Source organism: Streptomyces sp. 3-6, assembly GCF_056323165.1.
Window position 1 is genome coordinate 211037 of the sequence record NZ_JBWHZP010000011.1, and the last position, 14753, is coordinate 225789.

The 14753-nt window shown below is 70.7% G+C and carries 11 protein-coding genes and 1 pseudogene; 9 read left to right on the plus strand and 3 right to left on the minus strand.

What is annotated here, in order from left to right:
• Positions 1-89: 89 nt before the first annotated feature.
• The gene (locus AC02VZ_RS16850; protein WP_476475747.1) at positions 90-893 is read left to right on the plus strand and encodes a DUF4190 domain-containing protein; all 804 of its coding nucleotides are present in this window, start codon (positions 90-92) and stop codon (positions 891-893) included.
• A gap of 486 nt (positions 894-1379) precedes the next feature.
• Here the strand turns inward: AC02VZ_RS16850 and AC02VZ_RS16855 are convergent, their stop codons facing one another.
• Positions 1380-1991 (minus strand): NADAR family protein, encoded by a 612-nt coding sequence (locus AC02VZ_RS16855; protein WP_476475748.1) that lies wholly within the window; start codon positions 1989-1991, stop codon positions 1380-1382.
• A gap of 240 nt (positions 1992-2231) precedes the next feature.
• On the opposite strand from AC02VZ_RS16855, the gene AC02VZ_RS16860 reads away from it, so the two are divergent.
• The 8 genes and pseudogenes from AC02VZ_RS16860 (at position 2232) to AC02VZ_RS16895 (ending at position 12055) form a co-directional block, all read left to right on the plus strand.
• Complete coding sequence (locus tag AC02VZ_RS16860; RefSeq protein WP_476475749.1) at positions 2232-3767, plus strand: gamma-aminobutyraldehyde dehydrogenase; 1536 nt, start codon at positions 2232-2234, stop codon at positions 3765-3767.
• Between the two features lie 49 nt (positions 3768-3816).
• Complete coding sequence (locus AC02VZ_RS16865) at positions 3817-5064, plus strand: polyamine ABC transporter substrate-binding protein (protein ID WP_432055519.1); 1248 nt, start codon at positions 3817-3819, stop codon at positions 5062-5064.
• A 4-nt stretch (positions 5065-5068) separates the two neighbouring features.
• Positions 5069-6235 carry an ABC transporter ATP-binding protein gene (locus AC02VZ_RS16870; RefSeq protein ID WP_476475750.1) on the plus strand — a complete coding sequence of 389 codons (1167 nt, stop codon included), beginning with the start codon at positions 5069-5071 and terminating at the stop codon, positions 6233-6235.
• Positions 6235-7158, plus strand: a complete 924-nt coding sequence (locus tag AC02VZ_RS16875) for an ABC transporter permease (protein WP_432055517.1) — start codon at positions 6235-6237, stop codon at positions 7156-7158. The genes AC02VZ_RS16870 and AC02VZ_RS16875 overlap by 1 nt, the downstream gene beginning before the upstream one ends.
• 2 nt (positions 7159-7160) lie before the next feature.
• Positions 7161-7961: an ABC transporter permease gene (locus tag AC02VZ_RS16880; protein WP_476475751.1), complete on the plus strand. Its 801-nt coding sequence runs from the start codon at positions 7161-7163 to the stop codon at positions 7959-7961.
• A 120-nt stretch (positions 7962-8081) separates the two neighbouring features.
• Positions 8082-9500 (plus strand): NAD(P)/FAD-dependent oxidoreductase, encoded by a 1419-nt coding sequence (locus tag AC02VZ_RS16885; protein ID WP_476475752.1) that lies wholly within the window; start codon positions 8082-8084, stop codon positions 9498-9500.
• 177 nt (positions 9501-9677) lie between these two features.
• A pseudogene (locus tag AC02VZ_RS16890) lies at positions 9678-10144 on the plus strand (hypothetical protein).
• Positions 10145-10231: 87 nt separating this feature from the next.
• Positions 10232-12055 carry a chitinase gene (locus AC02VZ_RS16895; protein ID WP_476475753.1) on the plus strand — a complete coding sequence of 608 codons (1824 nt, stop codon included), beginning with the start codon at positions 10232-10234 and terminating at the stop codon, positions 12053-12055.
• On the opposite strand, the gene AC02VZ_RS16900 is transcribed toward AC02VZ_RS16895, so the two are convergent.
• Complete coding sequence (locus AC02VZ_RS16900) at positions 11994-12632, minus strand: phosphatase PAP2 family protein (protein ID WP_476475754.1); 639 nt, start codon at positions 12630-12632, stop codon at positions 11994-11996. The two genes, AC02VZ_RS16895 and AC02VZ_RS16900, sit on opposite strands and share 62 nt — an antisense overlap.
• A 297-nt stretch (positions 12633-12929) precedes the next feature.
• Positions 12930-14597: a hypothetical protein gene (locus AC02VZ_RS16905; protein WP_476475755.1), complete on the minus strand. Its 1668-nt coding sequence runs from the start codon at positions 14595-14597 to the stop codon at positions 12930-12932.
• Positions 14598-14753: the final 156 nt, after the last annotated feature.

Below are 14753 nucleotides of genomic sequence, written 5' to 3' on the forward strand. Positions count from 1 at the left end.
TGGGGGGAGGCCGCCGGGTGCCCCTGGACGGGGGCCGCGGCGGGCGCCGTAGCATGGCGGGACGATCGACCAGGGGGGGACAACCCAGAATGACGGACGCGACACGGCCCGGCGGTGGTCCGACGGGCGGCAACGACCCCTGGGCTCCGCCGGAGCACAGGACCTCGCTCAGCAAGGGCGAGGGAACCGGAGCCGGGCAGCGGATACCCGGGACGCCGCCCGCCGCGGGCGGCCCGGCCGGGGCGCAGCCGCCCTCCGTGCACGACCAGCCCACCGTCGTCTCCATGCCGGCCGCCGGCCCGACGCCCCCCGGGGCGACACCGCCCGGCGGCTCGCCGTTCGGTCCCCCCGGCGGCTCGGTGCCGCCCCCGCCCGTGGCCCCCACCGGCCCGGGCGCCCCGCTGCCGCCCCCGCCGATGGCACCGATCGGCCCCGGCCCCGGTGCCGGGATGCCGCCCGGGGCCGCCATGGGTCCCGGTGGCCCGGCGCCTCAGGGCTATCCCGGCTACCCCGGCTCCCCCCAGGGCTACGGCTGGTCCGGCATGCCGATGCCGCCGCAGAACGGCGCGGGCACCGCGGCGATGGTGCTCGGCATCCTCGCCTGCTGCATGTTCTGCGCCTACGGCGTGGTCTCCGTGGTGCTCGGCGCCCTGGCCATCGTGTTCGGCATCAAGGGGCGCAGGAAGGCCGCGGAAGGTCTGGCCGACAACCACGGGCAGGCCCAGGCCGGTCTGATCACGGGCATCATCGGCCTCGTCCTGGGGCTCGCCGTGATGGTGCTGATCATCGTGAGCATCGTGGTCGCGGTCAACAGCGAGGACGACAGCTACCAGGACGACGAGTACTACTACGGCGTCCAGCGCCCGGCGGCCACCGCGCCCGCCTTCCACTGAGGCGATTCAGGTGCCCGAGGCGTGCGGGCCCTCGGGCACCCGGGCACCCGCGAACGGGCCCCCGGGCCGTCAGGCACCCAGGCGCTCAGGTACTCGGGGCCTGAGGCAGCGAGGGTCCCAGGCCCTTGCGGCACTGAGGCACCAAGGCCCTTGAGGCACCGACGCCCCCTGAGGCGCCCCCGCACGGCGACGGCCCGGCGCTCCGACCGTGCCGGTGCGGCGGTGCGGCGGTGCGGCGGTGCGGCGGTGCGGCGGTGCGGCGGTGCGGCGGTGCGGCGGTTCGCCCGCCCCCTCGTCCGCCCGTCCGTACCGACACCGCCCTGCCTGCCGTACGCGGCGTGGCGCGGTGGCCCCCGGCCGCGGACCGGTCCCGCCGTGAAAGGGACAGGGGCTGGCCATCCGCCCCCTTCCGCCTCGCCTCGCCATGCCCCCGATGCCCCGCCGGCCGCCCGCCCCGTGGGCCGCGCTCGCGCGCAGCCGCCCCGTTCACCCCTGGCGCAGCCGCTCCCGGGCCGCCATCAGTGCGAAGCCCAGCAGGTTCTCCCCCCGCCAGCGCTCGGGGTCGTCAGCGCGCTCGTCGTCCTCCGCCAGCCCGATGCCCCAGATCCGGTCCCGCGGGCTCGCCTCGACCAGCACCCGGCCGCCCGTGCCCGGGGCCGTGCCGGACCCGTCCCGCCCGGCCGTCCCCAGCAGGAAGGACCGCAGCCGGGGGTCGGCGGCGAACTTGTGCACGTTGCCCTCGACGACGATCCCGAACCGCTCCCGACGCCACACCTCCTCGTCGAACCCCCGCACCAGGCGGCCCGCCTTCTGCGCGGCCCCCGGGTGGTCGGCGTCGGCGTCAAGGATCCGCCGCTCGGCGTCCCGGTCCCCGAACAACCGGGCCTTTCCGGCCATCATCCAGTGCTCCGCCGTCGCGTACCGCACCCCGTCCACCGTGAACGGCGACGGCCACCACTGGCTCAGGCAGCTCGCCCCGATCCGGCCGTCCGGCAGCGGCCGGTGCCGCCAGAAGTGCAGGTACTTCACCCGCGCGCCGCCCCGCAGCGCCTCGATCAGCTCCTGCCGCGAGCCGATCGTCCCCGTCGTCCCGTTCACGGGCACCCCCTGCTCTCATGCTGCTCTCATGCCTGCTCCGTGCACGTGAGTCTGGCAGCCACCACTGACACTCTGTACGCCCTTTTCCGTGGCCGCTGGACATCTGGTCGACAGATTCCGTCGCGTAACCAAAAGGCAACAACGGAATCACTTGTTGGAGTGCGGTCCCTCTGTCAGGATCGGCACTCAAATCGAGCTGGAGCCACGCCGCCCCCTCTCGGGGACACGGAGGAGAGCGACATGCACAACCCGGGCCACGCCACCCCGGAACGATTTCCGGCCAAGGACCGCTGGGCGGACGGCGCGCAGTTCATCGCCGGACGCCTCAGCCACGGCACCTCCGGCCGCACCCACGCGGTCGTCGACCCCGCCACCGGCACGGAGGTCCTCAGCTACGAGCTGGCCGGCACCGACGACGTCGACGCGGCCGTCGCCGCCGCGCGGGAGGCGTTCCCCGGCTGGGCCGGCGCCACGCCCGGCGAACGGTCCGACGCCATGCACCGCTTCGCGGCCGTGGTCGCCGAGCGGGCCGAGGAGTTCGCGCGGGCCGAGTCGCTGCAGTGCGGCAAGCCGCTGAAGCTGAGCCGCGAGTTCGACGTGCCGGGCACCATCGACAACATCGCCTACTTCGCCGGTGCCGCCCGCCACCTCCAGGGCCAGTCGGCCGGTGAGTACTCCGGCGACCACACCTCCTACGTCCGCCGCGAGCCCATCGGTGTCGTCGGCTCCATCGCCCCCTGGAACTACCCCCTCCAGATGGCCGCCTGGAAGATCCTCCCGGCGATCGCCGCGGGCAACACCATCGTGCTCAAGCCCGCCGAACTCACCCCCCTGACCTCGCTGCTGTTCGCGCAGGCCGCCACCGACGCCGGCATCCCGCACGGCGTGATCAACATCGTCACCGGCACCGGCAAGGAGGCCGGGGAGCACCTGGTGGCCCACCCCGACGTGGCCATGACCTCCTTCACCGGGTCCACCGCCGTCGGCAGGCGGGTCGCGGAGCTGGCCACCGCCACCGTCAAGCGCATCCACCTCGAACTCGGCGGCAAGGCCCCCTTCGTGGTCTTCGACGACGCCGACCTCGACGCCGCCGTCAACGGCGCGGTCGCCGGGGCGCTCATCAACACCGGCCAGGACTGCACCGCCGCCACCCGCGCCTACGTGCAGCGACCGCTCTACGAGGAGTTCGTGGAACGGACGGCCGCCCTGATGGAGTCGGTCCGGCTCGGGGACCCCTTCGCCCCCGGCACGGACCTCGGTCCGCTGATCTCGCACGCCCAGCGCGAGCGGGTGGCCGGCTTCGTCGACCGGGCGCGCGGCTACGCCCGCATCGTGACCGGCGGCGAAGCGCCCCTGGGCGAACTGGCGGCCGGCGCGTACTATCGCCCCACTCTCGTCGCGGACGCACCGCAGGACAGCGAGATCGTGCAGGCCGAGATCTTCGGTCCGGTCCTGGTGGTCCTGCCGTTCGACAGCGACGACGAGGGCCTCGCCCTGGCCAACGACACCCCCTACGGGCTCGCCGCCTCCGCCTGGAGCCGGGACGTGTACCGGACGGGACGGGCCACCCGCGAGATCAAGGCGGGATGCGTGTGGATCAACGACCACATCCCGATCATCAGCGAGATGCCGCACGGCGGCTACAAGGCGTCCGGCTTCGGCAAGGACATGTCCGCGTACTCCTTCGAGGAGTACACGCAGGTCAAGCACGTCATGTTCGACAACACGGCGACGGTCCGCAAGGACTGGCACCGCACGATCTTCGGGGACCGATAGCAGCCTGGCCGCCCGACCCGCGGCCCCCTCCCGAAAGGGCACCACGCGCATGGAGCAGTACGAGCCCGACCGCCTCTCCCCGGCCCAGGTGGCCGCCATGCGGCGCAGCTTCCGCAACGGCCGGGCCTCCCTGACCCGCCGTTCCCTGCTGCGCGCCTCCGCCGGCGGCGCGCTGGCGATCGGCGGCGCCGGGGCGCTCGGCGCCTGCGGCATCCCCGCGGCCGGGAACACCGAGGGCGGCGTTTCGGCGGAGGACCACTCGGCGAAGGAGAAGCGCGTCAACTTCTCCAACTGGACCGAGTACATGGACGTCGACGACAGCGGGCGCAACCACCCCACCCTGGACGCGTTCACCCGCCGCACCGGCATCAAGGTCACGTACACCGAGGACATCAACGACAACACCGAGTTCTTCGGGAAGATCAAGCCGCAGATGGCCGCGGGCCAGGACACCGGGCGCGACATCATCGTGCTCACCGACTGGCTGGCCGCCCGCCTGATCCGGCTCGGCTGGGTGCAGAAGCTGGACCCGGCGAACCTGCCGCACGCCTTCACCAACCTCTCGGCGCAGTTCCGCAACCCCGACTGGGACCCCGGGCGTGCCTACTCCTACCCCTGGCAGGGCATCTCCACCGTCCTCGCCTACAACAAGAAGGCGCTCGACGGCATCGAGGTGAAGACCCTCTCCGACCTGCTGGACAACCCGAAGCTGAAGGGCCGGGTCGGACTGCTCACCGAGATGCGCGACACCATCGGGATGACGCTGCTGGACATGGGCAAGGACCCGGCGAAGTTCACCGCCGACGACTACGACGCGGCGATCGCCCGGCTCCAGAAGGCCGTCGACAAGAGCCAGATCCGCCGCTTCACCGGCAACGACTACACGGCCGACCTCACCAAGGGCGACATCGCCGCCTGCCTGGCCTGGGCCGGGGACATCGTGCAGCTCAAGGCCGACAACCCGGACATCGAGTTCCTCATCCCGGACAGCGGCTACATGACGTCCAGCGACAACATGCTGATCCCGAACAAGGCCCGTCACAAGACCAACGCCGAACGGCTCATCGACTACTACTTCGAGCCGGAACCGGCCGCCGAACTCGCCGCCTACATCAACTTCGTCTGCCCGGTCGAGGGAGTGAAGGACGAGCTCGCCAAGCTGGACGAGGACGCGGCGAACAACCCGCTGATCCTCCCCGACAAGGCCATGCAGGCCAAGTCCCGTGCCTTCCGCTCGCTGAGCTCGAAGGAAGAGACGGCGTTCGAAGAGAAGTTCGCGAAGCTGACGGGGGCGTGACCAGATGAAGACCACCAACGACACCGCGGGCCACGGCGGCGACGTCCGCCTCACCGGCATCAGCAAGACCTACGGCGCCTTCACCGCCGTGCACCCGCTCGACCTCACCGTCCCGCAGGGCTCCTTCTTCGCCCTGCTCGGCGCCTCCGGCTGCGGCAAGACCACCACCCTGCGGATGATCGCCGGCCTGGAGGAGCCCTCGGCGGGCACCGTCCACCTCGGCGACCAGGACGTCACGGCGCTCCCGCCGTACAAGCGGCCGGTGAACACCGTCTTCCAGTCCTACGCGCTCTTCCCGCACCTCGACATCTTCGAGAACGTCGCCTTCGGCCTGCGCCGGCGCGGCATCCGAAGCGTGAAGAAGCAGGTCGAGGAGATGCTGGAGCTGGTCCAGCTCGGCGAGCAGGCCCGCAAGAAGCCGCACCAGCTCTCCGGCGGCCAGCAGCAGCGCGTGGCGGTCGCCCGCGCCCTGATCAACCACCCCAGGGTGCTGCTGCTCGACGAACCGCTCGGCGCCCTCGACCTGAAGCTGCGCCGCCAGATGCAGCTGGAGCTCAAGCGCATCCAGACCGAGGTCGGCATCACCTTCGTGCACGTCACGCACGACCAGGAGGAGGCCATGACCATGGCCGACACCGTGGCCGTGATGAACGCAGGCCGGGTCGAGCAGCTGGGCGCGCCCACCGAGCTGTACGAGAACCCGCGGACCACCTTCGTCGCCAACTTCCTCGGCACCTCCAACTTCATCGAGGCCGAGGTCGACTCCCCGAGCGGCGACGACATCGTGCTGAAGGCGGGCGGCGGCAAGCTGGTCCTGCCCCGGGCCCGCAACAGCGCGGCCACCACAGCCGGCGGGAAGGTGCTGGTGGGGGTGCGCCCGGAGAAGATCTCCCTCACCCACGCCGACGACGCCGGGGGGATACCCGAGGGCCGCAACCGGATCACCGGCCGCATCGCCGACTCCAGCTTCATCGGCGTCTCCACCCAGTTCGTCGTCGACAGCCCCGTCTGCACCGACTTCGAGGTCTACGTGCAGAACATCGACCGCGACGCCCGGCTGGTGCCCGGCGCCGAGGTGGTCCTGCACTGGAACCCGGCGCACACCTTCGGCCTGGACGCCGCCCAGGACATCGACGCCGGGGTGGAGACCGTCGAGGAAGAGGTCGCCTGATGGCCACGGTCACCCAGGCGCCACCGGTGGCGCCCGCCCCCGAACGGAAACCGCCCCGCAAACGAGGCCGCTGGACGCCGTACCTGCTCCTGCTGCCCGGACTGCTGTGGCTGGTCGTCTTCTTCGCCCTGCCGGTGATCTACCAGGCGTCCACGTCCGTCCAGACCGGCTCCCTGGAGGAGGGCTACCGGGTCACCTGGCACTTCGCGACCTACTGGGACGCCCTGTCCGAGTACTGGCCGCAGTTCGTCCGCTCCGTCGCCTACGCGGCCTCCGCCACCGTGCTGTGCCTGCTGCTGGGCTACCCGCTGGCGTACCTGATCGCCTTCCGCGCGGGACGCTGGCGGAACCTGATCATGATCCTGGTGATCGCGCCGTTCTTCACCAGCTTCCTGATCCGCACCCTCGCCTGGAAGACGATCCTCGCCGACGGCGGCCCGGTGGTCGGCGCCCTGGACGCGCTGCACGTCCTCGACGTCACCGCCTGGCTCGGCTGGACGGCCGGCGACCGGGTGCTCGCCACCCCGCTGGCGGTCGTCTGCGGTCTGACGTACAACTTCCTGCCGTTCATGATCCTGCCGCTCTACACCTCGCTGGAGCGCATCGACCCCCGCCTGCACGAGGCGGCGAACGACCTGTACGCCAAGCCGTCCACGACCTTCCGCAAGGTCACCTTCCCGCTGTCGATGCCGGGCGTGGTCTCCGGCACGCTGCTGACCTTCATCCCGGCGACCGGCGACTACATCAACGCGGACCTCCTCGGCTCGACCGAGACCCGCATGGTCGGCAACGTCATCCAGTCCCAATTCCTGCGGATCCTCGACTATCCGACGGCCGCGGCCCTCTCCTTCATCCTGATGGCCGCGATCCTCTTCATGGTCACCTTCTACATCCGCAGGTCCGGCACGGAGGATCTGGTTTAACAATGGCCTTCGTCACCTGGCTCAAGCGCCACCTCGTCGTGATCGCGGGACTGCTCACCCTCGCGTATCTCCTGCTGCCCAACGTCGTCGTCACCGTCTTCTCCTTCAACAACCCCAAGGGGCGCTTCAACTACGAGTGGCAGGAGTTCTCCACCGACGCCTGGAAGGACCCCTGCGGGGTCTCCGGCATGTGCGCCTCGCTGTCGCTCAGCCTGCAGATCGCGCTGTGGGCGACCCTCGGCGCCACCCTGCTGGGCACGCTGATCGCGTTCGCCCTGGTCCGCTACCGGTTCCGGGCCCGCGGAGCGGTCAACTCGATGATCTTCCTGCCGATGGCGATGCCCGAGGTCGTCATGGCGGCCTCGCTGCTGACCCTGTTCCTCAACATGGGTGCCCAGCTCGGCTTCTGGACGATCCTGATCGCCCACATCATGTTCTGCCTCAGCTTCGTCGTGGTCGCCGTCAAGGCGCGCGTGATGTCGATGGACCCGAGGCTGGAACAGGCCGCCCAGGACCTGTACGCCGGACCGTTCCAGACGTTCTGGCGCATCACCCTGCCGATCGCCGCCCCCGGCATCGCGGCCGGCGCGCTGCTCGCCTTCGCCCTGTCCTTCGACGACTTCATCATCACCAACTTCAACGCCGGCTCGACCGTCACCTTCCCGATGTTCGTCTGGGGCTCCGCCCAGCGCGGAACTCCCGTGCAGATCAACGTCATCGGGACGGCCATGTTCGTCGTCGCCGTCCTGCTGGTGCTGGTCTCCATGGCGATCGGCAACCGCCGCAAGCGGCAGAAGGTGTGACGGGCGAGCGGCGGAGGCGTGACCGGAGCAAGCGGCGATGGCACGACCACCGCACCGGGTGGCACGACCACCGCACCGGCGTCAGCAGGAACACCCCACCTCTCGTAGGGAGTTGACATCATGGCCCCAGCCGCCATGAGCCGTTGGACGCAGTCCCTCTCCGAGGCCCGGCCGGTCGCGTACTGGCTGGACGACCCCGGCCGGCCGGGCCCCGAGCCCGCGCTCACCGGCACCGAGACCTGTGACCTGCTGGTCGTGGGCGGCGGCTACAGCGGGCTGTGGACCGCGCTGCTCGCCAAGGAACGCGACCCCGGCCGGGACGTCGTCCTGCTGGAGGGCCGCGAGGTGGGCTGGGCCGCCTCCGGCCGCAACGGCGGCTTCTGCGCCGCCTCCCTCACCCACGGCCTGCCCAACGGCCTGACCCGCTGGCCGGACGAGATCCACCGCCTGGAGGAACTGGGCGCCCGCAACCTCGACGCCATCGAGGAGACGGTCGCCCGCTACTCTCTCGACTGCGACTTCGAACGCACCGGCGAACTCGACGTGGCCACCGAGCCCTACCAGGCCCGCGAACTGCGCGCCTGGTACGAGGAGATAGACCGGGCGGGCCTCGCCGACGGCATCGAGTTCCTGGACGCCGACGCGGTCCGGGAACAGGTCGACTCACCCACCTTCCGGGCCGGCCTCTGGGACCGCCGGGGCGTGGCCATGCTTCACCCGGCCAAGCTCGCCTGGGGCCTCAAACGCGCCTGCCTCGACCTCGGCGTCCGCGTGTACGAGCACACACCCGCCCTCGACCTGAAGCAGGCCGGCGCCGGCATGGGCGTACGCACCCCCTACGGAGGCGTCCGCGCCCGCCGGGTCGCCCTCGGCACCAACGTGTTCCCCAGCCTGGTGCGCCGCGTCCGCCCGTACACCGTGCCGGTCTACGACTACGCGCTGATGACCGAACCGCTGACCGACGCCCAACTGGCCTCCGTCGGCTGGAAGAACCGGCAGGGCCTCGGCGACAGCGCCAACCAGTTCCACTACTTCCGCCTCACCGCCGACCACCGGATCCTGTGGGGCGGCTACGACGCCGTCTACCCCTACGGCGGCCGGGTCCGCGCCGAGTACGACGACCGCCCCGAGACCTACGCCCGCCTCGCCGGCCACTTCTTCACCTGCTTCCCGCAACTGGAGGGCCTGCGCTTCACCCACGCCTGGGGCGGCGCCATCGACACCTGCTCCCGCTTCTCCGCCTTCTTCGGCACCGCCCACGCGGGCCGCGTCGCCTACGCCGCCGGATACACCGGCCTCGGCGTCGGCGCCACCCGCTTCGGCGCCGAGGTGATGCTGGACCTGCTGGCGGGGGAGCGCACCGAGCGGACGGAACTGGAGATGGTGCGCAGCAAGCCGCTGCCCTTCCCCCCGGAGCCGTTCGCCTGGGCCGGCATCACCCTCACCAAGTGGTCCCTCGCCCGCGCCGACGCCCGGGAAGGCCGCCGCAACCTGTGGCTGCGCGCCATGGACCGGGCGGGGCTGGGCTTCGACAGCTGACCCGCTCCGCCCGTCGATCCCCCTGTCCGCCGTCCTCGTCCGTCAATCCTCGTCCGTCAATTCCCCTGTGACCCGTCTCACCCCAACGGGGAGCCGTGACCCGCGTAATGCCCGCTGCCCACCTGCCTCTCCCTCTGTGACGCGTACCCGCGTCACAGACGAGAGGGAGGTTTCTTCATGGCTGGTGTGAGGACCGCGGTCGCCTGGCTGGCGTCGGTCGCACCGGATCCCGAGGCCTGTCTGCGGGAGTGGGAGAACGATCCGCTGGGCGTCGCCCTGCTGCCCGCGGGCAAGGGCTGGGACGTGCTGATCCTGCCGGGCCGGCTCGGGCGGCCGACGCTGGACGTGCTGTGCCGGGTCCTGGACCAACCGGGGCCGGTGCTCGCCGACTTCGGCGACGCGCGCACCGGGTTCCTGGTGCCGCCCGGTACGGCCGCGCGCTGGCTGGGCACCGGGATCCGCACGGCCGGGGGGGCACCTGGATCGTCGTGCCGCACCCCCAGCGGATGACGGCCGGGGGCATCCGGTGGCTGATCCCGCCGGACGGGTCCGGTACGCTCACCGACCCGGCCCTGCTGGAACTGGCGATGCACGAAGCGGCGGCCGGTCTCGCGGGGGAGGGGCGCGAGCCGGACGGCGAGTGAGGTGCGCGAGGGGTTGACAAGGGTATTGGTCTGGACCAAGTTGGGCGCGCTCCACCCTCCCCATCTCCCCCATGTCCGGAGGCACTTGTGGAACGCACCAGACCGCCCGCCCGTCGCCCCCTGCCCACGCTCCTCACGCTGCTCACCGCCGCGGCCCTCGCCCTGTCCGGCACGACCGCGCTCACGTCGGCCGCCCGTGCGGCCGACGCGGACCTCGTGCGCAACGGCGGTTTCGAGTCCGGCCTCGACCACTGGACCTGCACCGCCGGGGAAGCCGTCACCTCCCCGGTCCGCAGCGGCGCTTCCGCGCTCCGGGCCACCCCGGCCGACGCGGACCACGCCCGCTGCTCCCAGACCGTCACCGTGCGGCCGGACTCCACGTACACGCTCACCGGCCACGTCCGCGGCTCCTACGTGTACCTCGGGGCGAGCGGCACCGGCACCACCGACGTCTCCACCTGGACCCAGTCCGCCCCGGACTGGCAGCCCCTCACCACCACCTTCCGCACCGGCCCCACCACGACCAAGGTCACCGTCTACACCCACGGCTGGTACGGCACCGGCGCCTACCACGTCGACGACCTCTCCCTGACCGGCCCCGGCGGCGAGACGGGTCAGCCGCCCGCACCGCCCACCGGCTTGAAGACCGGGACGGTCACCGCCACGAGCGTGGCCCTGTCCTGGTCATCCGCCCCCGGTGCGACGAGCTACGCCGTCTACCGCGACGGCGCCCGGATCCGCACCGTGGACGGCACCTCCACCACCGTCTCCGGACTGACGCCGGCCACCGCTTACGCCTTCCAGGTCACCGCCGTCAACGAGGCGGGCGAGTCCGCCCGTTCAGCCACCGTCACCGCCACCACCACCGACCCCGGCTCCGGCGGCGGCCCCTCCGACCTCCCGCGGCACGCCCTGGTCGGCTACCTGCACGCCAGTTTCGCCAACGGCTCCGGCTACACCCGCCTGGCCGACGTCCCGGACAGCTGGGACGTCATCGACCTCGCCTTCGGCGAGCCCACCTCGGTGACCTCCGGAGACATCCGCTTCGAACGCTGCCCGCAGGCGGAGTGCCCCGGTGTGGAGAGCGACGCCGAGTTCAAGGCCGCGATCCGGGACAAGCAGGCGGCGGGCAAGAAGGTGCTGATCTCCATCGGCGGCCAGAACGGCCAGGTGCGGCTCACCACGGCCGCCGCCCGCGACACCTTCGTCTCCTCCGTCTCGAAGATCATCGACGAGTACGGACTCGACGGCCTCGACATCGACTTCGAGGGCCACTCCCTCTCCCTGGACGCCGGTGACACCGACTTCCGGAACCCGACGACGCCGGTGATCGTCCACCTCATCTCCGCGCTGAAGACCCTCAAGGCCACGTACGGCGACGACTTCGTGCTGACCATGGCCCCGGAGACGTTCTTCGTCCAACTCGGGTACCAGTTCTACGGCCCGGGGCCGTGGGGCGGGCAGGACGCGCGGGCCGGGGCCTACCTGCCGGTGATCCACGCCCTGCGCGACGACCTCACCCTGCTGCACGTCCAGGACTACAACTCCGGCCCGATCATGGGCCTGGACAACCAGTACCACTCCATGGGCGGCGCCGACTTCCACATCGCCATGACCGACATGCTGCTCACCGGCTTCCCCGTCGCGGGCAACGCGGACCGGGTCTTCCCGCCGTTGCGCGCCGACCAGGTCGCCATCGGCATGCCCGCCACGGTCAACGCGGGCAACGGCCACGTGTCCCCGGCGGAGGTCACCAAGACCCTGGACTGCCTGACCCGGAAGGTGCAGTGCGGCTCCTACGCGACCCACGGCACCTGGCCCGACCTGCGCGGGCTGATGACCTGGTCGATCAACTGGGACCGGTTCGGGGGCTGGGAGTTCCAGCGGACCTTCGACGCCTACTTCCGCTGACCACCCGGTACAGGCCGGCCAACAGCACCGCCCCCAGGCACCAGGAGCCCACCACGTCCAGCGGCCAGTGGTAGCCGCGGCGCACCAACCCGTAGGAGGCGCCGAGGACGAGAACGGAGCACAGCAGGACGAGCGCGCGCCGGGCGGCGGCGGACCGCAGCAGCGGAAGGAGGAGCAGGGCCGCCGCCCCGTACGCCACGACCGCGGTGGCGGTGTGGCCCGAGGGGTAGTAGCCGACCGCCGGCGGCACCGCCGGAGTGCCGGGGCGGTCGGTCCACGCCTTCAGCGGCGCGACCAGCACCGGCACCAGGACCATCGCGCCGGCCGCCACCCCGAGCGGCACCCACCAGCGGTCCACCCCGGCCGCGCGCCCGTGCCACGCGGCCACGGCCGCCGCCAGCGCCAGCACCGGCACGGCCACCTCCACGTTGCCGAGGTCGGCGAGCAGCTCGGAGGCCCGGTCGGGCACGCGGAGCGCCCGGCTCAGCCGTTCGTCGACGCCCACCAGCGGGCCGTCGGCGACGACCTGCCAGGTGATCAGCGCGAACAGCAGCAGGGGCAGGGCGAACAGGAGCATGGGGCACAGCGTGGCAGGGAGCCGTGACGGGCCGACGCAAGGGGGGTGTCTCCATGCCTTGTCTCGCGCGGGTGGCCCTCTCACAAGACCGCGAAGAAGAGGTCGCGGCTTTTGCGCAGAAACCCTCGCCTGGTGGAAGGCAGTCGTGTGCGCTTGGCCCGCCCGGCGCACACGGCTGCCTTCGCACGAACCCTGACCGTGGCCTCTGATCAACTCGTGCATCAAGAGCCGTGGTGGGCCGTTCACCATCAGGGTGAGCGGCCCACCACGGATGTCAGAGGGGCGGTTCGGTGACGATCAACTGATGGCTTGATAGCCCTCGAATTCTGTCGATGCCGACAAACTCGTGGTGTGCCCGACGCCGGCCACGTGGTCGCCGAGGAAGCGCAGGCTTGCGGAGTGTGGCGTCGTCACCCAGAAGTCGAGCGGGTTGCCGTTGCCGTTGGCGTCAGGGGTTGTGGTGAACAGCGGGACGGTGTCGGTGCCCCAGTCCGAGTTGATGGCGGTGCGTTCGTCGAGGCTGATGTCGTAGTCGCCCCAGTCGTCCTCGCCACTGTGGAACACGTACAGTCCGCCGATGTCGGGGCGGTCGTACCGCACGACCAGGTCGGGCAGTCCGTCTCCGTCCCAGTCTCCCGGTGCGCCCAGGGTGACTTCGCCGACCGTGGAACCGTCGGAGGCTATGAGGTCGTCGGGCCCGGCGAGCAGCAACGGGTCGCGGTAGGAGTCGAGGTGGTAGTCGGAGTTGCCGTAGTAGAGCCAGATGAACTCGCCGTCGTTGACCACGAGGTCCGGGTAGCCGGGTACGTCATCCACGCCGTCGTCGTCGGTGTCCAGGCCGCCGTCGACGTCGCCGATGGCCAGGATCTGTTTGGCGCCGTCCTTCCAGTGGTTGTTGGTGTTGTCGTAGACGGTGAGTTCCTGCTGGCTCACCCCGTTGTTGCAGGTGGTGCAGACGAAACCGTGACCGCTGTTGGGATGCACCCACAGTCTGTGGGCGTCCTGGTCCGGGTCGTGGCGCAGGGCGATGAGGTCTTCGTAGCTGTCGTCGGTCCAGTCGCCGCGGTGGGTGATCTGAACGTTGTTCCACTTGTCGTCGCTTGCCTTCGAGGTGGCCTGAGTCAGGGTGCCGTCACCGGCCCCGTAGAAGCGGCGCAGATCACCACCGGAGTCGATGGCCCACATATCAGTGTTGCCGTCACCGTTGATGTCTCCGGGCTTGTCGGCCGTGCTGGGGCCGTTGGCGTAGAACAGGTAGGCAGCGGTGTCGGAGGAATTGCCCGCTCTGTCATAGCTCTTGACGTAGACCATGTTGGCTCCCACGGCGTTCGGAGTGAGCTCGACGGATACCGAGCCGCCTGCTGAGCCGGGGGTCTTCTTGCGGCGGGTGGAGTCCCAAGTGGTCCAGTACTCGTACTCCATCACGTCGTTGACGCCGCCGTTGGAGAAGGTGAAGGTGCCGTTGGTGCGGACTGGGGCGGTGTTGGGCGGCCAACCGTCGTCTCCGCTGGGAAATTCGCTGGAGTTGACGGACGGAGGGGTGGCGGGACGGTTGGGGTCGAAGACGAAGCGGCAGCCCGGTGCCCCCTTGGTGGGATTCCAGTCACTGGACAGGGAGCCGTCGCTTGCGTAGACCTTCCAGGAGAAATTGCCGTTGGCGACGCCCAGATGGGGTGTCAGGTCCGCTTTGGTGACCTTCAGCCTGGCGATGGAGCCGGAGCTGACCGAGACCGTCTTGTTGATGATGAGATGAGTGCTGTTGTAGCCGGTGGGCCACAGGTGGAACCTGGCCGTGACTGTGCCTCCGTCGGGATCGGAGAGCTTGGCCTGGAGGTAGAAGTCGGTGTTGCCGATGTATTGGTAGGGCGCCTTGTCTCCGCACCCGTACTGGTTGTTGGTGGACACCGGGTAGGTGTCCAGGCCGGTGGGCACGTTGGGCCGGGTGTTGTAGGTGGTTGACAGCACTGCGGATTTGGCGTCGAACTTCTTCCAGCTGTAGACGTCGGTCTGAACCGTTCCGGGTTCGGTAGGGACTCGATCGTTTGAGAGGATCGAGTCATGGCACGTCCTTCCCCCTACCCGCTTGAGCTGCGCCGTCGTGCGGTGCGGATGGTCGCCGAG